The following is a 20,602-nucleotide window of genomic DNA, read 5'->3' as shown; positions in this document are numbered from 1 at the left end:
CCCCCCCCCAGGTCGCCCGTGCGGTACATGCGGGTGCCGGGCGGGCCGTACGGCGCCGGGACGAAGTGCGCACCGGTGAGGCCGGGGCGTCCGAGGTATCCGTCCGCGAGCTGCGCGCCGGTCAGGTACAGCTCGCCCGGCACCCCGGGCGGGACCGGGGCCAGACGGCGGTCGAGGACCAGCACGCCGGTGTTCCACGCCGGGTGCCCGATGGGCACACTCCGTCCGTCGCCGCTCTCGGAGGTCCACGCGGTGGCCGTGACGGCGGCCTCGGTCGGGCCGTAGGTGTTGTGCGGACGCACGCCCAGGACCGCCGCCGCCCGGTCGGCGGTCGCGGGCGGCAGGCTCTCGCCGCCGCAGAGGAGCAGGCGCAGCCCGGCCGCGGCAACAGCAACGGCTGGGGAGTCGGCGCCCGCGTCTGCGCCCGCTTCTGCGTCCGCGTTTGCGCCTATTTGGGCGGCCGCGGGCCACGACTCCAGGAAGGCGTCGAGCATCGGCGGAACGAAGTGCGCCGCCGTGACGCCCTGTTCGCGGACCAGGCGAGCGAGGTACCCGCCGTCGCGCTGCCCGCCCGCCTCGGCGACGACCACGGTGGCCCCGGCCGCCAGCGGCCAGAACGTCTCCCAGATCGCGACGTCGAACCCGGCCGGAGCCTTGTGCAGGAAGCGGTCGTCGGACGAGAGCGGGAACGCGTCCTGCACCCAGGCGAGTTGGTTCCCCAGCGCACGGTGTGACACCACGACGCCCTTGGGACGCCCGGTGGATCCGGAGGTGTAGAGGACGTACGCGGCGTCCCCCAGGGCCGTCGGGGCCGGCGTCGCGCCGTCGGCAGCCGGTGCGGCGCGCCCGGGCAGGGCCGAGGCAAGGGCGTCCCGGACGTCGGGCGTGTCGAGACCGAGCACCGGGACACCGGTCCCGTGGAACCGCTCGGCGTCCGCTGCGGTGGCCAGGACGCACACCGCATCGGCGTCGGTCGCCATCTCACGCAGGCGGGCGTCCGGATACTCGGGGTCCAGCGGCAGGTAGGCCGCGCCGCTGCGCAGCACCCCGAGGAGCGCGGCCACCAGGTCGACGGACCGGGGCAGGGCGACGGCGACCACCGCCCCCGGCCGGGCACCGGAGTTGCGCAGCACGGTGGCCAAGCGCTCGGCGTGGTCGAGGAGTTCGCGATAGGTGACGGCGGTGCCGTCCCATCCGACGAGCGCGACCGCGTCGGGCGTCGCGTGCGCCTGTGCGGCGATCCGCTCGTCCACCCGTGTGGCGGGCACCTGGCGGGGGACGGGCGCGCCGACGAGGGCCGCGTGCTCGTCCGCGTCGAGCACGCCCAGGTCGGCCACGCGGGTGTGCGCGGCCTTCGCGGCGTGGCCGAGCAGGCGCGCGAGCCGGTCCAGCAGGGACGCGACGGTGGCGTGGTCGAACAGGTCGGCGGCATACCCCGCCTGGACGCGCACACCCGCGTCGGAGGTCTCGACGAACCGCAGGTCGAGGTCGAACATGGCGGCACCGGTCGGCGGCAGATACGCCTCCGCCGCGACGCCTGGCAGCGCGAACGAGATCTCCTCGGCGCGGTGGTGTGCCACCGAGACCTGGAACACCGGGTGGCGGCCCAGCAGGCGGGTGGGGGCGAGCCGGTCCACGACCCACGCGAACGGCACGTCGGCCTGTGCGAACGCCGCGCGCGAGCGGTCCCGGACCTGGTCGAGCAGCGTCCCGAAGGAAGGCCCGTCGGCCAGATCCGCGCGCAGGACGACGGTGTTCACGAACAAGCCGACGACGTCGTGCAGATCCTCGTCGGTGCGGCCCGCGACCGGGACGCCCATGGCGATGTCGTCGCCTCCGCCGACCCGGTGGAGCAGGGCGGCCACGCCGGTGTGCAGCACGGTGGCCAGGCCGGTGTCGTGGGCCCGGGCGAGGGCCCGCAGGGCGGCGATGAGTTCCGCGGGCAGCAGCGTCTCCGCGGTGCCGCCGCGCAGCGACGGTTCCGTCGGTCGGGGCCGGTCGGTCGGCAGCGCGGCCTCCTCGGGCAGACCGGCCAACTGCTCGTTCCAGTAATCGAGCTGACGTGCCGCCAGGGCCGTCGGCGCCGAGCTCCGGCTGCCCAGCAGGTCGCGTTGCCAGACCGAGTAGGCCGAGTAGGTGACGGGCGGCGTCGCGGCGCCTGCGAGTTCGGCGGGCCGCGTTCCGGCGGTGCGGGCGGCGTACGCGGCGGTGAGGTCCGCCAGGAGGGGGCCGTAGGACCACCGGTCGGCCGCGGTGTGATGCAGCGTCAGGACCAGGTGGGTGCTCTCGCCGGTCGTGAACACGGCCGCTCGGAACGGGAGATCGGCGGCCAGGTCGAACGGGCGCGCCACCGCCGCGGCGACGTCCGCGGCCACCCGCGCGGGCGGGGCCTCGCCCAGGTCCACGACATCGCAGCGCAGCCGTGCCGCGGCCTGGGCCGGGCTGAGCACGTGCTGCGCGGGCCAGTCCGCGTGGTCGGCGGCGGCCAGCAGCGTGCGCAACGCCTCGTGGCGGCCGACGACATCGCCGATCGCGGCCCGCAGCGCGGCCGCGTCCACGGTGCCGGTCAACTCCAGCGCCAGCGGCAGGTGGTACGCGGCCGACGGTCCGCGCAGTTGCTCCTCCAGCCACAGCCCGGCCTGCGCGAACGACGCCGGGACCACGCCCGGAACCGCCGTGCCCCGCACGCGCGGACGTGCGGCCCCCGCCTCGGCCGCCACGGCGGCCAGCCCTTCCGGGGTCGGTGCGCGGAACACGTCGGCGAGCGATATCTCGACGTCGAGCGCGGACCCCAGCCGGTTGGCCAGGCGCGCGGCCAGGAGGGAATGGCCGCCGAGGGCGAAGAAGTCGTCGTCGGCGCCGACGCCCGGCAGACCGAGCAGTTCGGCGAACAGGGCGCAGACGGCGGCCTCGCGGTCGTCCGCGGCGGCGCGTCCGGTGGGCCGGTCGTCGGCGGCGGGCCGGGGTCGGGGGAGTGCGGCGCGGTCGACCTTGCCGCTGGCGTTGAGCGGGAGTTCGCCGAGAACGGAGAACGAGGCCGGGACGAGCGCGGCCGGCAGGGAGGCGGTCAGGGCGGCGCGTACGGACGCGGTGTCCAGGTCGGCCCCGTCGGCCGGGACCAGGTAGGCGGCAAGGGCCCGGGCGCCGTCCCCGCCCGTCACGGGCGTCACCACCGCGCGGGCCACGCCCGGGAGTCCGAGCAGTCGGGCCTCGACCTCGCCCGGCTCGACCCGGATGCCGCGGATCTTCACCTGGTGGTCGGCGCGGCCCAGGAACCACAGGTCGCCCGCGGCGTCACGGCGGACCCGGTCCCCGGTGCGGTACATGCGGTCGCCGGGTTCCCCGAAGAGGTCGGGGACGAAACGCTCGGCGGTCTCGCCGGGGCGTCCCAGGTAGCCGCGGGCGAGCCCGGTTCCCGCGAGGTAGAGGTCGCCCGGCACGCCGTCCGGCACCGGTCGCAGGTCGGAATCGAGCACGTACGCACGGGTGTTGGCGATGGGACGCCCGATCGCCACCGGTCCGGCGGCGCCGCGGGGGTGGGCGAGGCTGTCGCCCGCGGCCTCGGAGCAGCCGTACAGGTTGAGGATCCGGGCCTGCGGCCACCGGGCGGCGACCGCGTCCGCGAGGGGCGCCGGAAGCGCTTCTCCCGAGGAGATCCAGGTGGTGACGGACGCGAGCGAGCCGGGCGCGGCGGTGTCGAGCAGGGTCGCGAGCAGACTGGGGACCACGGTGACGACCTGCACGCCGTGCGCGTCGACCAGGTCGGCGAGCCGCCGCGGGTCGGCGGCGGTTGCGTCGTCGGCGAGGACGACGGTGTCCCCGGCCGCGAGGCCGCCCAGGAGTTCGGTGCTGCCGTCGATGAACGTGAGGGCGCTCTTGGCCACGCGGATGCGCGGACCGCCTGCCTCCCGGCCCCACCACAGGCGGTTGGCGAGTGCGGCGTGTGTGCCCACAACGGCCTTGGGACGGCCGGTCGAGCCGGAGGTGAAGACGACGTAGGCGGCGCTGTCGGGGGAGACGGCGGCGGTCGTCGGGGCGGTCTCGGTGGACTCGGAGGCGGGTTCGTGCGTGGTCGCAGGGGCGGTGAGCCCCGCCGTCGTGTCCGGCCCGGTGGGGGCGGCGGCCGTTTGCCCGGTGTCGATGCGCACCAGCCGGGTCCCGGGCGGAACCGGCAGGTCGGACGGGGTCGCCGCGTCGCACAGCACCACTTCGGGCCGTGCGTCGCCGAGCATGAGCGCGACGCGGTCGCGCGGCTGGTTGAGATCCAGCGGGAGATACGCGGCCCCGGCCCGGAGGACGGCCAGCAGGGCCGCGGGGAGGTCGGCGGAGCGGGTGAGTGCCAGCGCGACCACGGGCTCGCGGGGCGGGAGCGTCCCGGAGTGGGTGGCCTCGCCCGGTTCGGCGCCCGTCGCGTCGGCCAGGGCGGTGCTTACGGCATCGCCGATCTCGGCCGCCCGTTCCCCCAACTGGCCGTAGGTCAGTGTGCGTTCGGCGATCACGGCGGTGGCGTCCGGCGTCTCCGCGATCTGTCGGTCGAGCAGTGCCGCGACGCCGCCCGGCGGGACCGGGGTGGCCGCGGGCTGCTCGGGCGCGACGACGTCGCCGAGCAGGGTCAGCGGTGTGTCCGGAGCCTCGACGGCGGCCGCCAAGGTGGCCTCGAAGTACGCGAGGAGGGTGTCGACGCTCTCGGCGGTGAGCAAGCCCGCGCGATACGTCGCCTCCACGACCAGCGAGCCCGGCCGCAGGAAGCACTCCAGTGCCAGGTCGAACTGCGTGGTGCCGTTGTGGATGTGCCGCCACGTGGCGGTCACTCCGGGCAGGTCCAGCTCCGTCAGCTCGTGCGCGAGCAGGCCGAACATGACGTCGAACAGCGGCGTGCGGCCGGGGCTGCGGTGCGGGCGCACCGCGTCCAGGACCTCGTCGAACGGCACGTCCTGGTGCGCGAAGGAGGACTGGCACGTCTCGGCGGTCCGGGCCACGAGCTGACGGAAGGTCAGGGCGGCGCGCCGGCCCGGTGGTTCCGACACATCGCAGCGCAGGACCACGGTGTTGCCGAAGTTGCCGATGAGGCGGGCCGCCTCCGGGCGTCCGCGGTCCATGGTGAGCGTGCCGATGGGCAGGTCGTCCGAGCCGGTGCAGCGACGCAATACGGCGGCGAACCCGGCAAGGGCCGCGGTGAACGCGGTCGTTCCCTCGGCGGCCGCGAACGCCGCCAGTCGGTCCGCGAGTTCGGGGGACAAGCTGCGGACCCGGCGGCCGCCGCGCTCGTCGCCCACCGGGGGACGCCGGCCGTCCGCGGGCAGTTCGGCGGGCTCGGCAAGGGACTTGAGCCGGTCGCGCCAGAACGCCACGCCTTCGGGATCCGCGGCCGGGCGGGACCGCTGCCAGGCGGCGAAGTCCGCGTACTGGACCTCGGGCGCTTCCGGCGCGGGCGTGCCGTCGACCGCCGCCCGGTAGAGCGCGGCCAGGTCGCGGGACAGCACGCCCCAGGTGCCGCCGTCCCACGCGATGTGGTGGACGACCTGGACCAGGGCGTGCGACTCCGGTCCGAACCGCAGCAGTTCCCAACGGGCCGGGTGGTCGTGGGCGAGGTCGAAGGGCCGGGACGCCAGGGCCACGGCCGCCGCATCCGCCGCCTCGCGGTGCTCGGCGGCCGGGAGCGCGGAGAGGTCGCGCAGAGGGATGTCCGCCTGCGGTGCTTCGGCCGGCACCTGGCGGGGCATACCGTCGTCGTCGATCCGGTGGACGGTGCGCAGGAGTTCGTGGCGTACGGCCAGGCCGCGCAGAGCGGTCCGCAGCGCCGCGGTGTCCAGCGGGCCGGCCAGCTCGATGACGAGGCAGCCGTTGTAGGAGGTGCTGTGCGGGTGTGCCTGGTGGTGCAGCCACAGGCTGTGCTGCGTGTGGGACAGCGGCGCGCGGACCGACCGGTCGCGGACCGGGATCCCGCCCCCGGCGCCCCCGGCGAGGCCCGCCCCGGCCAGCAGACGCTTCATCAATTCCCGGCGGCGGTCGGCTGAATCGCCGCCCGGCATGGAGGGTCCCTGTCGCAACGTGCCGCCTCCTGGGCGCGCCGGGCCCGCCGCTCGGAAGCGACGGGAAACGGTCTGGGAGCTTGCCTTAGTTAGGTTTGCCTACCCTATATTTGTGACGCCCGTCGGGGGTGTCAACCCACGCCCACGGGGCGGACGTACGCCGGGCGGAAGGGGAAGAACGTGCACTGGAGCGTCGAGGACGTGCGCCGCGAGGTGGGCCGGCTCCTGGAATGCGAGCCGGAATCGGTGCCCGTCGACGGCAACCTCATCCAGCACGGGCTCGACTCGCTCAGACTCATGAGGCTGGCGGGCGGCTGGCGGCGTCGCGGGGCGGAGATAACCTTCGCCGAACTCGCCGAGCGGCCGACGATCGCCGCCTGGGCCGAACTGCTGGCCGCCGCGACGGCACCCGAGGAGGCTGCCGGGGAGGCCGCCGAGGCCGTCGCCGGGGAGGCCCCCGAGACTGCCGCCGAGGCAGCCGACCCTTCCGAACCCTTCCCGCTCGCCGCCATGCAGCACGCCTACTGGGTCGGGCGCGGCGACGACCAGGTCCTCGGCGGAGTCGCGGCCCACCTCTACACCGAGTTCGACCGTCCAGGCGGCGCAGCGCCGCTCGACCCCGAGCGCCTGGAGGCGGCCGTCCGCACCCTGGCCGCCCGGCACCCCGCGCTGCGCACCCGCATCACGCCGGACGGACGCCAGCAGGTCCTGCCCGAGGCCGTCGGCCCGCTGCTCACCGTCGAGGACCTGCGCGACCTGCCGGCGCCGCACGTCGCCGAGCGGCTGGACGCCATCCGCGACGCGTGTTCGCACCAGATGCTCGACATCGAGGCGGGTCGCGTCTTCGACGTACGACTCACCCTGCTCCCCGACGGGGCCACGCGCCTGCACGTGGACGTGGACATGGTCGCCGCCGACGCGCTCAGTTTCCGCATCCTCCTCGCCGACCTCGCCCGGATCTACACCGAACCCGGCCGTGAACTCCCGCCGTTGGAGTACGACCACCGCGCATACCTCGCCGACCGTCCGAAGTTGCGCGCCGCGGCGGCCGAACGCGGCCGTGCCCACTGGGACTCCCGCCTCGCCGACCTGCCCGGCGCCCCCGACCTCCCGCTGCGCGCCGAGGCCGAACGCGGCGACCCGACCCGCGTGACCCGGCGCCATCTGTGGCTGAGCCCCGAGGACAAGAACCGCTGGCTCACGCGCGCGCACGAGCGGTCCGTCACCCCGGCCATGGCCCTCGCCGCGGCCTTCGCTCACGTCCTGGCCGCGTGGAGTGCCGAGCCGCACTTCCTGCTGAACCTTCCGCTGTTCGACCGCGAGGAGCTGCACCCCGATGTCCCGCTCCTGGTCGGGGACTTCACCGGATCGGTGCTGCTCGACACCGACCTGGGAGCGCCGGCGTCGTTCCTCGACACCGCCCGCGGCATCCAGGCCCGCCTGCACGAGGACGCCGCCCACGCGGACCGGTCCGGCCTCGACGTGCTGCGCGACCTCGCGCGCGCCCGCGGCGGCCAGGTCGTCGCGCCCATCGTCTACACCAGCGCCCTGAACCTCGGCGAGTTGTTCGCCGAGGACGTGCGCGGCCTCTTCGGCGAGCCCGAGTGGATCATCTCGCAGGGCCCGCAGGTCCTTCTGGACGCCCAGGTCACCGAGGTGCGCGGGGGCCTGCTCGTCAACTGGGACATCCGCGAGGAACTCTTCGCCGCGGGCGTCGCCGACGCGATGTTCGAGGCGTACCGCGAACTGGTCACCCGCCTCGGCACCGAGGACGCCGACTGGGACCGGCCGGTCGGCGACCTGCTGCCCGCCGCGCAGCGCCGGGTGCGCGAACGCGCCAACGCCACCGCGGCGCCGCGTGGTTCCTACCGGCTGCACGACCGGTTCTTTGCCCTCGCACGCTCCCGCCCGGACACCGTCGCGGTGGTCGCCGGGCCCGACGTGCGCTGGACGTACGCGGAACTCGCCGACCGGGCGCTCCGGGTCGCCGCCGCACTGGGGGCGCGCGGGGTGCGCCCCGGGGACACGGTGGCCGTGACCCTGCCCAAGGGCCCGGAGCAAATCCTCGCGGTGCTGGGGGTGTTGGCGGCCGGTGCCGCGTACGTCCCGGTCGGCGTCGAGCAGCCCGCGTCCCGGCGTGCCCGCATCCACGCGACGGCGGGGGCACGGCTCGTCCTCGACGGCGACGGCGCCTCGGGCGCGTCCCCGCACGCGGAAGCGCTCGCGCTGGACGAAGCGGCCAAGCACGCCGACGCTTTGGCGGCACCCGTGCCGAGCGACGCGCGGGCGGCGGCGTACATCCTCTTCACCTCCGGCTCCACCGGCGAGCCCAAGGGCGTCGAAGTCCCGCACAGCGCCGCCGTGAACACCATCGACGACCTCATCGGACGCTACGCACTCGGCCCGTCGGACCGCACGCTCGCGCTGTCGGCGCTCGACTTCGACCTCTCGGTCTTCGACATCTTCGCCCCGCTCGCCGTGGGCGGAGCCGTCGTCGTGCCCGATGCCGACGACCGGCACGAACCGTCCGAGTGGCTGCGGCAGTTGCGCGAGCACCGGATCAGCGTGCTCAACTGCGTCCCGGCGCTGCTCGCCATGCTCCTCACGGCCGCCGAGCAGGGGGCGGATCAGAGTGCCGGGCCGGGGCCGGAGCAGGGCGGCGAACGCCTCCCCGACACCCTGCGCGTGGTCCTGCTCGGCGGCGACTGGGTCACCGCCGACCTCCCGGTCCGGCTGCACGCCCAGGTACCCGCCTGCCGCTTCGTCGGACTCGGCGGCACCACCGAGACCGCCATCCACTCCACCGTGTACGAGGTCCCCCCGGGCGCCGAACTGCCGTCGTGGTGGCGGGCCGTCCCCTACGGCCGACCGCTCGCGAACGTGCGCTGCCGGGTGGTCGACGTCCTCGGCCGGGACCGGCCCGACCACGTGCCAGGCGAGCTGTGGATCGGCGGCGAAGGCGTCGCCCTCGGCTACCGCGGCGACCCCGGGCGCACCGCCGACCGGTTCGTCGAGCACGACGGAGAACGCTGGTACCGCACCGGCGACTTGGCGCGCTACCTCGGCGACGGCACGCTGGAGTTCCTGGGCCGCCGCGACCACCAGGTCAAGTTGCGCGGCTATCGCATCGAACTCGGCGAGATCGAGGCCGCGTTGTCGGACGTGCCGGGCGTCCGGCAGGCGGTGGCCGGCGTGGTCGGCTCGCCCGGACGCGCGCTGGCCGCGGCGGTGGTCGGGCCCGCGGAACTGACGGAGGAGCAGATCTTGTCTGCCGTACGGGACATGCTGCCCCCGCACATGATCCCGGAACAGGTGCTGGTGCTCGCCGAAATGCCGCTGACCCGAAACGGCAAAACCGACCGGGCCCGACTGGCGGCGCTTTGGGAGCAGGGACGCGGCGGCACCGCGCACGCCGCGCCGCGCGGGCCGGTCGAGGAGGCGGTCGCCGCGGTGTGGCGCGACGTCCTCGCCGGGGCGGGCACCGCCCCGGCCCGGATCGGGCGCGACGACGACTTCTTCGCCCTCGGCGGCGACTCGGTTCTGGCCACGGCCGCGGTGGGGCGCCTGCGTGAAGCCCTCGACACCGACGGGCTGTCCGTCCGCGCGCTCCTCGGGAACCGCACCGTCGCGGCACTCGCGGCCCGGGTGGTTGCGGACGAGGACACGCCCGGCCGCACCGCCGCGGTCGCCGAGCTGTATTTGCAGGTATCCGCGCTCACCGACGACGAGGTCGAAGCGATGCTCGCGTCCGACAGCCCCGCGTAGGTGCCGCGCCCGGTCGAGGCCGCCTGAATTGCAGTCAGTCCACGTACGTCCCACGGCAGAGAAGGACGGATCCGTGCCCACGAGCACCGGCGAGAACCACGAAACCACCGATACCGCAAGCCATTTCGCGGATGCCGCGGCACTCGGCGCCCCGGACGCGAAGTCGCCCGGCGGATTCCTGGACGGCTTCGTACCCTGGCCGGACGAGGCCGCCGCACGCCACCGCGCCGCGGGCCACTGGCGCGGCGACACGCTCGGCGCCCTGCTGCGCACGTGGGCCGCCGCATGGCCGGAGCGGACCGCGCTCGTCGACGCGTCCGGCCGTACCACGTACGCCGAACTCGACCGCCGCGCCGACCGCACCGCCGCCGGGTTCGCCGCGCTCGGCGTGCGGGCCGGGGACCGGGTCGTCGTGCAACTCCCCAACACCGCCGACTTCGTGGTGGTGCTGTTCGCGCTCGCCCGGATCGGCGCGGTGCCCGCACTGTGCCTGCCCGCACACCGCGCGCACGAGATCGGGCATCTCGCGGAGTTGTCCGAGGCGGTCGCGTACGTCGTCCCCGACACCCTCGCGGGCTTCGACCACCGGGAGTTGGCCCGCGAGGTGCGCGGCCGCGTCCCGTCGCTGCGGCACGTCGTGGTGGCCGGTGAACCGGGCCCGGACGCGATCGCCCTCGCGGACGTCGACGCCGAACCGGGGGCGCTGCCGCCCGGACCGCGTCCCCAGGACGTCGCGCTGCTGCTGGTGTCGGGCGGAACCACCGGGCTGCCCAAGCTGATTCCACGCACCCACGACGACTACGCCTACAACGCGCGGGCCAGCGCCGAGGTCTGCGACCTGACCGGGGACGACGTCTACATGGCGGTGCTGCCCGCGGCGCACAACTTCCCGCTGGCCTGCCCGGGCATCCTCGGGATCCTGGGCGTCGGCGGAACCGCGGTGCTGGCGCCGGGACCGAGCCCGGACCAGGCGTTCGCCCACATCGAACGCGAGAAGGTCACCGTCACCGCCGTCGTGCCGCCGGTCGCCGACCTGTGGAGCCAGATGTGGGAGTGGGAGCCGGGCGACCGCTCGTCGCTCCGCCTCCTCCAGGTGGGCGGCGCGCGACTGCCGGCGGCGCTGGCCCGAGAGCTGGCCCCGGCCCTGGACTGCCGTGTCCAGCAGGTGTTCGGAATGGCCGAAGGGCTGCTCAACTACACACGTACCGGGGACTCCGACGAGATCGTCGCCGAGTCGCAGGGACGCCCGCTGAGCCCGGACGACGAGGTCCGGATCGTGGACGGCGACGGGGCGCCGGTGGCGGAGGGCGAGGTGGGGGAGCTGCTGACGCGCGGGCCGTACACCATCCGCGGCTACTACCGCGTGCCGGACCACAACGCGAACGCGTTCACGCCCGACGGGTTCTACCGCAGCGGCGACCTGGTGCGGCGCCTTCCGAGCGGGCACCTGGTCGTGGAGGGCCGGATCAAAGAGGTCGTGAACCGCGGTGGGGAAGGGGTCCCGGCCGGTGAGCTGGAGGACCACCTCGCCGCGCACCCCAAGATCCGCCAGGCGGCGGTGATCCCGCTGCCGGACGCGGTGCTGGGCGAACGGGTCTGCGCGGTCCTGGTTCCGGCGGACCCGGCGGACCCGCCGACGCTGCCGGAGCTCAAGACGTTCCTCGCGGAGGCGGGCCTGGCGCCGTACAAGACGCCGGACACGATCCGGATCGCCACGGCGTTCCCGCGCACCCCGGTAGGCAAGGTCGACAAGCGCAGCCTCGCGGAGAAGGCGGGGGAACTGCCGACGGGCTGAGGGGAGGCGGATGGTGCGGGCGCGGGCCGATCACCACGTAGCATTCCCGCGTGGCAAGCAGGAGTATCCGTGCGTGGGTGGCCTCCGCCGAGCCGTTCGTCCGGCGGCTGGAGGCGGTCGCGCGCGACTTCACGCGGGTCGGCGGCCTGCCCGTCGACGTGGCATCCGAGTTGTTCCTGCGCGCCGAGCTGGCCGGATACCCCGAACCGACGCAGACCTCGGCGAACGGCTCGTGTCACCTGCTCCCGACCACCGACGGCTGGGTCGCCGTCAACCTGGCCCGCCCCGAGGACGTCGCCGCGCTTCCCGCGCTGTACGCCGTGCTCGGCACGGACGTGCCCGACTCCGCGCCCCCGCTCGCCGGGCTGCGTGAGGCCGCCCGGCGGTCGACCGCGGAGCAGGTCGCGTCCGCCGCGCAGTTGCTCTCCGTCCCGGCCGCGCGCCTGGGGGCCGTCCGCGAAGGCGGCCGGGCGGTGGTCGGGGTGCGGCGCGGGGAGCCGCGCGTCCGCCCGCTGTCCGGCCTCCACGTCGTCGACCTGTCCGCGCTCTGGGCGGGGCCGCTGTGCGCGCGCCTGCTGGGGCAGCTCGGCGCGCGCGTGACCAAGGTGGAGAGCACCACGCGGCCGGACGGCGCACGGCGCGGCTCCCCCGAGTTCTACCGGCGCCTGCACGACGGGCACGCGAGCCGCGTCGTGGACTTCGCCTCCGGCGCGCTGCCCGCGGTCGTCGCGGAGGCGGACGTGGTCATCGAGGGGTCGCGCCCCCGCGCGCTGCGGCGGCTCGGCGTCGTCGCCGAGGAGTTTCTCGCCGCGCGCCCAGGACGCCTGTGGATCGGCATCACCGGGTACGGCCGGGAGGACGACCGCGTCGCGTTCGGCGACGACGCCGCCGTCGCGGGCGGGCTGACCGGGCTGGACTCCGACGGCCGACCGGTCTTCGTGGGGGACGCGATCGCCGATCCCGTCACCGGGATCCTCGCGGCCCGTGCCGCCGTCCAGGCACTCGCCGAAGGCGGCGGGCACCTGCTGTCCGTTGCCATGGCGGACTGCGCGGCCACCTTGGCCGACGACGGCGCCGCACCGACCCCGCCGTCGCCGTGCTGATCCGGAGCGTGGAGCTGGCGGGTGCCGGCGTCGTGGACGTCCGCGTCGTCGGCGGCCGGATCGCCGAGATCGGCGCCGTGGGTGAGCAACTGCCCGGCGCGGCCGACGTGGACGGCCGAGGCGCCGCCCTGCTGCCCGGGCTGCACGACCACCACGTCCACTTGACCGCGCTCGCGGCCCAGGCGGCGTCGGTACGCGTGGGCCCCGCCGACGTCGGCGACCGCGCCGGCCTCGCCGCCGCCCTGCGTGCCGGGCCGCCCGGGGAGTGGGTGCGCGCGGTCGGCTACCACGAGAGCGTCGCCGGGGACCTGGACCGGTGGACGCTGGACGCCCTGGTCTCCGACCGCCCGGTCCGCGTCCAGCACCGCACCGGCGAGCTGTGGGTCTGGAACACCGCCGCCCTGCACGCGGCCGGGCTCGAAGGCGACGGCCGCTTCTGGCGCGAGGACGCCCGGCTGCGCGCGTGGACCCCGCCGGTGCCGCTGGACCTGCCGGGACTGGGGCGCCGCGCCGCGGCCCTGGGCGTCACCGGCCTCACCAACGCCGACCCGAGCCCCGCGCCCGGGTTGTCCGAGCTGCTGGCGGTGCTGCCACAGCGCGTCGTCATCATGGGGATCGACGGCCCGGTGAAGATGCTGCTGGACGATTCCACCCTGCCCCCTCCGACCGAACTCGCCGCGACCATCGGGGCGGTGCGCCCGCGTCCGGTCGCCGTGCACTGCGTCACCCGCATCCAGCTGCTGGTGCTGCTGCTGGCCCTCGACGAGGTCGGCGCGATGCCGGGGGACCGGATCGAGCACGGCTCGGTGATCCCGGCCGAAACGGTCCCGTGGATCGCCCGGCACGGGCTGACCGTGGTCACGCAACCGCACTTCATGGTCGAGCGCGGCCGCGAGTACGCCACCGACGTCGCACCGGACGACCGGGAACACCTGTACCGCTGCCGGTCCCTCGCCGAGGCGGGCGTACCCCTGGCGGCGGGGACGGACGCCCCGTTCGGCGGGTTCAACCCGTGGGCGGCCATGCGCGCAGCGGTGGGCCGCGACGACGTCTCCGAAGCCCTCGAACCCGCCGACGCCCTGAGCCTGTTCACCGGTGCGGCCGACGCCCCGGGCACCCCGCGGCGCCTGGACGTCGGTTCCACGGCCGACTTCTGTCTGCTGCACACGCCGCTGCGGGAAGCGTCGGAGACGCTGACGGGCGACCTGGTCCGCGCGACTTTCATCGGCGGACGCGCGGTCGCGGGCGACGCGTAGTCCCGTACGGCACCGAGGTGTTCGAGCACGCACTACTCGGGCCGGCACGCCCATTGTCCCGCCGCACCCGTCACGTCGCCCGGTTCGACCCGCGTATCCGCAGAACTTCGACGCGAGCAACACGCCCGGGTCCTTCGACAACCGCAGCGACGACAAGGGCTCCGAGCCCGAGGCCGTCGAGATCGGCCGGATCGGCGACCGCACGTACGCCTTCACAGCACTGGAGCGCGTCGGCGGCGTGATGGTGTACGACATCACCAGCCCGTACGCCCCGGAGCACGTGCAGTACATCAACGACCGCAACTTCGCGTCGGTCGGGCGGGGCTGTTGGGCCGGACGGGCGTATGTGGTGTGTCGGGGCCGGCGGGCGCGGGAACGCGCGGGCACCGCAACCCCGTGTCGCAGAGGAGCCAGGTGTGGCCACATCCGCAGGCGAACCGTTGCCCGAGCTGGACATGCCGTTCCCGGAGCACCAGAACCGGTGGACGGTGTTCCTGCGCCTCCTGCTCCTGATCCCGCAGTACATCGTCCTGGCGGTGCTCTCGATCGTCGCCGTGATCACCGCGATCGTCGGGTGGTTCGCGGCCCTGGTGCTGGGGCGTCTGCCGTCACCCATCCGGGGGTTCCTCACCGGATTCCTGCGCTACGACACGCGGGTGAACGCCAGCATGATGCTGCTGACCGACCGCTATCCGCCGTTCCGGCTGGGCGAGGTGCCGGGGTACCCGGTCCGGATCGACATCGCGCCCGTGCACCTCAACCGGCTCGCCGTGTTCTTCCGCATCCTGCTGATGATCCCCGCGATGATCATCCAGGCGATCGTGTCGGCCGGGTGGTGGTCGGTCGCGTTCATCTCGTGGCTCGTGGTCCTGATCATGGGACGCATGCCCGAACCGCTGTTCGAGGCCACCAGTGCGATCCTGCGCTACCGGATGCGGCTGGGGGCGTACTCGCTGATGCTCGCGTCCTCGTACCCCAAGCGCCTGTTCGGCGACGCGCCCGAGGCGGCGTGGTCCGCCACACCGGCTCCGGCCGCGGCTCCGGCACAGGCGGGCAAGGGGCCGGACGAGATCACCGCGGGCTCGACCTCCGTCGCGGCGCGCTCGGCGACCCGGCCACTGCGGGTCGGCACCGCGGGGAAGGTGCTGATCGGCGTGTTCATCGTGCTGGGCCTCGGCAGTGTCGCAGCCAACAGCGCCAACTGGTCGATGGACGACGACGACGGCTGGTCGAGGTCCTCGACGTTCCGCTAGACGCCGGACGCCGGCGCCGGACGGCTGTCGGAGCGGTTCAGGCGGTGGTGGTCAGCCCGGCCGCCCGCGCGGCCTCGGCGAGGACGCCGCGCAGCATCGCCGGAGTCAGCCGTCCGGTGAAGGTGTTCTGCTGACTGACGTGGAAGCAGCCGAACACCGGAAGCGCGCGGAGGCTCGCGGGGGCGGAGGGCGCGGGAGGGAGGTCCGTGCGGACGCCGTGCCCGAACACCGGCCGCGGGCGCGGAACCGCCCAGCCCGCCGCGGCCACGGCCGGGAACAGGGCCTGCCAGCCGAACGCGCCGAGCACCACGAGCGCGCCCAACGTCGGCCGCATGAGCTGGAGTTCGCGGACCAGCCAGGGGCGGCAGGTGTCGCGTTCCGCCGGGGTCGGCTTGTTGGCGGGCGGCGCGCAGTGCACCGGGGCGGTGAAGCGTACGCCCAGCAGCTCAAGGCAGTCGTCGCGGCGGACCGACGTCGGCTGCGAGGCCAGGCCGATGTCGTGGAGGGCGCGGACCAGGACGTCGCCGGAGCGGTCACCGGTGAACATGCGTCCGGTGCGGTTGCCGCCGTGCGCGGCGGGGGCCAGGCCGACGATCAGCAGCCGGGCGTCCGCGGGGCCGAAACCGGCGACCGGGCGGCCCCAGTAGTCCCAGTCCGCGAAGGCCGCGCGTTTGACCCGGGCGGCCTCCTCGCGCCACGCGACCAGGCGCGGGCAGGCCCGGCAGTGCGTCAGCGCCTCGTCGAGCCCGGCAACCGTGGATGCCGCTGGTGCGACGTCTTCGGGGAGTTGCATGTGCCGTCTCCTCGGTGCGGTCACGGAGCCGAACGCGTTTGCGGGTGCGCCGTGACCGACAGCCTAGTTGCCGGGGGCCGGGCGACGGCGGAGTCGGACGGACGTGGCCCCGTCAGACCGCGTCGCGCGGGTGCGGGTCGAGTGGCGCGCCGTCGGCGTCCACGGTCAGCCCCTGGAAGCCCATGACCACGTGCCCGTACGCGGCCGCCATGAAGTTCGCGCCGGTGCTGTGCAGCTTCCAGCCCGGCCGGGCGTCCTCGGCCGGGCCGGCGCCCGGTGTCGCGGCGGCCGGGGGTTCGATCAGCCGGTCGAGCCGTCCGCCGCCGGGTTGCAGGCCGTACAGCTCGTGCGGGGCCGAACCGTTGGCGAACCAGATCCGCCCGTCCCAGACGGCCGCCGCCGCCAGCGCGGGCACGGTCGGGGTGTCGGGCGCGTGGTTCCACACCAGCTTGCCGGTGCCGAGCTGCCACGCCGTCAGACCGTTCTCGGCCGCCGCGAAAACCAGATCGTCCATGACGGTGAGCGCGGTGTAGCCCGAGGTCGGCTCGGAGGCCCAGCGGACGTCGCCGGTGGACGCGCCCAGGGCGTAGACGCGGTCGGCGGCCACGAGCAGGGTCGAGTCCTCGCTCTCCCGGAAGTACGCCCGGAGCAGCGCGTTGACGATCCCGGCGCCGTTCTGTGGGCCGCCCAGATCGGCCGTCCAGACGGGTTTGCCGGTGTCGGTCGACACGGCGTACACCGGCTGCGCGGCGCTGTCGGCGAGGAACACCAGTTCGGAGTCGTGCAGCGCGCGCGGCTGGTTGAGGCGGCGCCCGGGACCGTACGCCCAGCCCTGGTCCGCGATCGGCTCGTAGAAGACCAGGGTGCTCGCGGACGCGGTGGCGTGCACCGCGAGGACGGTGTCGGTGTGCCCGGCCTGCTGGTTCGCGACCGCGAACTCGGTGCCGGGGGCGGTGCGTACAGGACCGGTGCGCGGCAGCTTCGCCGCTTCGTAGGGGAGCGCCGCGGTCTGCACCGCCGCCGTCCGGGTGTCGATCGTGACCATCGGCAGGCCGAGGTGCAGGAGGTCACCGGGGGCCTCGGGAGGCGAGTCCAGCAGCGGCCCGAGTGCCGTGGGGGTCGCCTGGCTCGCGGGGAAGTCGGCCCGCCACGCGACCGCGCCGTCGTTCAGGCGTACGGCGACCGCCGCGACCCGGCGCGTCATCCGGTCGCCGCCGACGCCCGGGACCACGAAGTGCGTGCTGCGGGTGCCCTCGATGTCGTCCGGATCGAACACCACCAGGCGGCCGCACTGCGGTTCGGTGGCGAGCCCGGTGTGCGACCAGCGGGGCTGCTCGCGGGGGACGCCGGGGTGCCGCGGGGCGGACGGACCGGCGGGGGTCGACCCGTCCGGTGTCCCGGCGGCGGGCGAGTCGTCGGACCCGAGGGCGCGGACGAGTGGGACGGCGGCGATGCCGGCGCCCGCGGTGAGGGCGGCGGCGCCGAGGGCCCAGAGGAATCTGCGGCGGGAGTGGGCGGGTTCGGTCGGGCGCGCGGTGTCGGCGTTGCCGTTGCCGCCGGTGGCTGAGTCGTCTGAGGGGCTCTCGGGGCCGGTGCCGCTGCCGCTGCCGTCCGACAGGCGGCGCCGTGCGGTCCAGGTCGCGGCTTCGGGGACCGGGGGTGCGGTGTAGCGGTCGAGGGTGGTGCCGACCTCTTCCGGGAGCCAGCCGGTCGCGGTGGGGGCCGTGGGCACGCGTCCGGCCAGATCGTCCAGCACCCGGCGCGGGTCGGGGCGCTGCCGCGGGTCCTTGGCCAGGCAGGCGTTCGCGAGTGCGGCCACATCCGCGGGAACGCCGGTGAGGTCCGGGTCCTCGGTCAGGGTGCGCATGATGAGCGTCTCCATGGCCTCTGCACGCCCGAACGGACCGGTGCCGCGCGCCGCGAACACCAGCGTGGCGCCGAGCGAGAAGACGTCGCCGGGGATGCCGACGCGCTCGCCGCGGATCTGCTCGGGGGCCATGTAGCCCGCGGAGCCGACGAGCTGCCCGGTCCAGGTCAGCGTCGTGGCCCCGGCGGCACGGCTGATGCCGAAATCGATGACCTGCGGGCCGTCGGCAGTGAGCAGGACGTTGGACGGCTTCAGGTCGCGGTGCACGAGCCCGGCGCCGTGGATGGCGACGAGGGCGCGGGCCAGGCCCTCGGCCAGGACGAGGACGGCGGAGGCCGGGAACGGCCCGTGCTCGCGCACCGCGGCGTCCAGCGGGGGACCAGGGACGTATTCGGTGGCCATCCAGGGCAGTTCGTCGTCAGGACCGGCGTCGAGCAGGGCCGCGGTGAAGCGCCCCCGGACCGCGCGCACGGCCTCGACCTCGCGGCGAAACCGGGCGCGGAAGTCGGGGTCGTCGGCGACACCGCCGCGGATCCGCTTGACCGCCGCGGCGACGCCGTCCGGCGAATGCGCGAGATAGACCCGGCCCATGCCCCCTTCGCCGAGCACGGCGGCGAGACGGAAGGCGCCGATCCGGTCGGGATCCTCTGCCGTGAGGGGCCGCACACAACTCCTTCTCAGGGCCGGGCCGCCGTGGGCACGGCCGGGCAGGGGCCGCGTCGCAGGGGCCGGTACGGGCCGCCGCGCCGCCTCGGACACCCGCACGGGCCGTTCGAACGACGCGGCGCAACGTGCCGGCGGACCCCGGACGGCGCGGAACTCGGACGACGAGGCTATCCGGCGGAGGCCACGAGGTTGAGCCCACCCGCGCCGCGCGGCCAGGCGGGCCCGTGGGCGGCCCGCGCTGCGCGGCTTCGTGTTCGCACGCGACGCGGCTCCGCCTTCCCGCTCAGGCCGCCTGCGCCGCGACCTCTTCCACCTCGCTCGTCCCCTGCCCGGGCCGCGACTCCCACTCCCACGTCTCGGCCAGGTGCAGGCGGCCGTCCGGGAGTTCGCTGATGCGGGTGACGCAGTGGCCGGACGAGGTCTTGCCGTCGCGGTTGAGTTGCACGTACCGGAACTCCATGGTGTCCGCGTCGCGCGTGCCGATCAGGTGTCCGCGGACGATCTCGCCGCCCGCGTAGTCGGCCCACACCCGCCCGTCCGCCTCGTGGTACCGGAACAGAGTCGAGGCGTCGACCTCGCCCTGCTCGGGGCGGCCGCGCGGGGCGAACGTCCGGCCGTCCAGCGAAGGTGCCATCGTCGACTCCTCGGGTGCGTGTTCGGGTACGGGCAACTCGGTCGGCTGTCGGCCCGGCACGCTACCGGACTCCCCGCGCGGGCACCTTCGGTCAACGTCCGCTGCCGCGGCCCCAACGGGGCCCGGGAACCGGCCACACGGCGCCAATCTCGGCCAACTCCCACGAGTCGGGGCGACTTTGCTCATGACTGCGGAGACCGGGGCGGAACACCCGCGCGGATTTCGCGAACTGACGGTGTCTCGACCAGACTTCGCGCATGACGACACGCCCCCCTCTCGACACCGGCCCCCTCGGCGGATACGCGGGCGAGCGCCCCGCCGACGTCACCCGGCGGGCCGATCCACCCGTGTGGCACCGTCTGTTCACGGGACCCATACCCGCCCCCGCCGCCACCACGGCGGACGGCGAGTTGCACTCGACGGCCGACTGGCACCCGGACCCCACCACCAGACCGGATCCGGACACGGTCTAGCCCCACCGCGATTGGCATCCACCGACGCGTACCCCCGACGGTGACGGCGGTCGCGCGCCATCCCCGCGCGACCGCCCGAACCGATTCCGGTCAGCCGACGAACTCCCGGGCACCGTAGTGGATCTCGGCAGCGGACCAGTCCGTGCCGAGGGTGGTGGCGAAGCGCTCGACGACCGCGAGATCGGCGCGGTCGGCGATCAGGATGAGCTTGCTGCCGCGCACGGTGACCGAGCCGCCGTACAGGACGTCGCGGGCCTCGGGGTCGGCGAGGAGGCCGCCGTGCAGGCAGGTGACGTCGACGCCGGGCAGTTCCACCTCGACCGCCGTGGCGCCCGGCGCGGTGGCGGGCAGGTAGTCGAAGGTCAGGACGGACTCCTGCCGGAAGCGCTTGCGGACGGTGTCCGCGATGGCGTGCAGTTGCCCGGGAGTGACGTCCTCGATGTCGAAGGTGCGCGACCGCTCGTAGGTGGCGGCCTGGAGGTCGGCGGACCAGAACACGCCGTCCAGCAGCGAGGATTGCTCGGGGTCGGCGCCGTGTGCCCAGATGAGGGCGCGTACTTCGCAGGCGAAGCCGAGCAGGCGGGCGTCCAGCCGCGGATCGGCGGGGTCGGTGATGACCGCGGTGTTGTCGGTCGCGAAGATCTCCGCGTCGGGCAGTTCGGTGCGGGTGTGCCCGGGGGAGGCGTCCGCCGCGCAGCCGTACGCGGGCCCCGCGGCGGCCGGGTGCGCCCCGCCCGCGGCGAGCGTCACCCCGGCGGTCAGCAGCAGCGCGGCGGCAAGCCGCTTCATCTTGCCCAGGCGCGTCGTCGAACTCATCGGCAGGCTCCCCACATCGCGATCGGAACGACGCGAAACCCTACCGACGAGTTGTTGCACGGCCGCTGAAGCGACCCGGTATGACTATCCCGGCCCCGCGCCGTCAGGCGGCGGGGACGCCGTGCCGGGGCGGCGCCGGTCGGGACTCG

General features: G+C 74.9%; 11 protein-coding genes and 1 pseudogene. 7 read left to right on the top strand and 5 right to left on the bottom strand.

Annotated features, from left to right (window positions below):
- The coding region (locus tag ACRX5S_RS25400; protein ID WP_436775397.1) for an amino acid adenylation domain-containing protein at nucleotides 1–5,993 on the bottom strand (5,993 nt) is incomplete at its 3' end.
- Between the two features lie 219 nt (nucleotides 5,994–6,212).
- Here ACRX5S_RS25400 and ACRX5S_RS25395 point away from each other — a divergent pair.
- The 6 genes and pseudogenes from ACRX5S_RS25395 to ACRX5S_RS25370 all read left to right on the top strand — a co-directional run bounded on the left by ACRX5S_RS25395 (nucleotide 6,213) and on the right by ACRX5S_RS25370 (nucleotide 15,204).
- Nucleotides 6,213–9,797, top strand: a complete 3,585-nt coding sequence (locus tag ACRX5S_RS25395) for an amino acid adenylation domain-containing protein (RefSeq protein WP_436775396.1) — start codon at nucleotides 6,213–6,215, stop codon at nucleotides 9,795–9,797.
- A 178-nt stretch (nucleotides 9,798–9,975) separates the two neighbouring features.
- Nucleotides 9,976–11,592 (top strand): (2,3-dihydroxybenzoyl)adenylate synthase, encoded by a 1,617-nt coding sequence (locus ACRX5S_RS25390; protein WP_436775409.1) that lies wholly within the window; start codon nucleotides 9,976–9,978, stop codon nucleotides 11,590–11,592.
- Between the two features lie 50 nt (nucleotides 11,593–11,642).
- Complete coding sequence (locus ACRX5S_RS25385) at nucleotides 11,643–12,695, top strand: CoA transferase (RefSeq protein ID WP_436775395.1); 1,053 nt, start codon at nucleotides 11,643–11,645, stop codon at nucleotides 12,693–12,695.
- Nucleotides 12,689–13,951: an amidohydrolase family protein gene (locus ACRX5S_RS25380; protein WP_436775394.1), complete on the top strand. Its 1,263-nt coding sequence runs from the start codon at nucleotides 12,689–12,691 to the stop codon at nucleotides 13,949–13,951. Before ACRX5S_RS25385 ends, ACRX5S_RS25380 begins: the two co-directional genes overlap by 7 nt.
- Before the next feature lie 52 nt (nucleotides 13,952–14,003).
- A pseudogene (locus tag ACRX5S_RS25375) lies at nucleotides 14,004–14,261 on the top strand (choice-of-anchor I domain-containing protein); the annotation flags it as partial.
- A 145-nt stretch (nucleotides 14,262–14,406) separates the two neighbouring features.
- The gene (locus ACRX5S_RS25370; protein WP_436775408.1) at nucleotides 14,407–15,204 is read left to right on the top strand and encodes a DUF4389 domain-containing protein; all 798 of its coding nucleotides are present in this window, start codon (nucleotides 14,407–14,409) and stop codon (nucleotides 15,202–15,204) included.
- 37 nt (nucleotides 15,205–15,241) lie between these two features.
- Here ACRX5S_RS25370 and ACRX5S_RS25365 read toward each other — a convergent pair whose 3' ends face one another.
- The 3 genes from ACRX5S_RS25365 to ACRX5S_RS25355 form a co-directional block, all read right to left on the bottom strand.
- Nucleotides 15,242–15,997 carry a uracil-DNA glycosylase gene (locus tag ACRX5S_RS25365; RefSeq protein WP_436775393.1) on the bottom strand — a complete coding sequence of 252 codons (756 nt, stop codon included), beginning with the start codon at nucleotides 15,995–15,997 and terminating at the stop codon, nucleotides 15,242–15,244.
- Between the two features lie 112 nt (nucleotides 15,998–16,109).
- The gene (locus ACRX5S_RS25360; RefSeq protein WP_436775392.1) at nucleotides 16,110–18,530 is read right to left on the bottom strand and encodes a protein kinase domain-containing protein; all 2,421 of its coding nucleotides are present in this window, start codon (nucleotides 18,528–18,530) and stop codon (nucleotides 16,110–16,112) included.
- 283 nt (nucleotides 18,531–18,813) lie between these two features.
- Nucleotides 18,814–19,164, bottom strand: a complete 351-nt coding sequence (locus ACRX5S_RS25355) for a hypothetical protein (RefSeq protein ID WP_436775391.1) — start codon at nucleotides 19,162–19,164, stop codon at nucleotides 18,814–18,816.
- A gap of 257 nt (nucleotides 19,165–19,421) precedes the next feature.
- On the opposite strand from ACRX5S_RS25355, the gene ACRX5S_RS25350 reads away from it, so the two are divergent.
- Nucleotides 19,422–19,637, top strand: coding sequence for a hypothetical protein (locus tag ACRX5S_RS25350; protein WP_436775390.1), 216 nt, complete (start codon nucleotides 19,422–19,424; stop codon nucleotides 19,635–19,637).
- A gap of 90 nt (nucleotides 19,638–19,727) precedes the next feature.
- On the opposite strand, the gene ACRX5S_RS25345 is transcribed toward ACRX5S_RS25350, so the two are convergent.
- Nucleotides 19,728–20,453, bottom strand: a complete 726-nt coding sequence (locus ACRX5S_RS25345; protein WP_436775389.1) for a hypothetical protein — start codon at nucleotides 20,451–20,453, stop codon at nucleotides 19,728–19,730.
- Between the last annotated feature and the right edge of the window lie 149 nt (nucleotides 20,454–20,602).

This window comes from Yinghuangia sp. YIM S09857, from assembly GCF_051388915.1.
Lineage (GTDB): Bacteria > Actinomycetota > Actinomycetes > Streptomycetales > Streptomycetaceae > Yinghuangia.
This window is presented reverse-complemented; position numbering and strand designations above follow the sequence as displayed.

Coding starts and splice junctions, on each gene's coding strand:
- ACRX5S_RS25370 (WP_436775408.1), top strand. CDS start 14,407: ATGCCGTTCCCGGAGCACCAGAACCGGTGGACGGTGTTCCTGCGCCTC.
- ACRX5S_RS25350 (WP_436775390.1), top strand. CDS start 19,422: ATGACGACACGCCCCCCTCTCGACACCGGCCCCCTCGGCGGATACGCG.
- ACRX5S_RS25345 (WP_436775389.1), bottom strand. CDS start 20,453: ATGAGTTCGACGACGCGCCTGGGCAAGATGAAGCGGCTTGCCGCCGCG.
- ACRX5S_RS25365 (WP_436775393.1), bottom strand. CDS start 15,997: ATGCAACTCCCCGAAGACGTCGCACCAGCGGCATCCACGGTTGCCGGG.
- ACRX5S_RS25355 (WP_436775391.1), bottom strand. CDS start 19,164: ATGGCACCTTCGCTGGACGGCCGGACGTTCGCCCCGCGCGGCCGCCCC.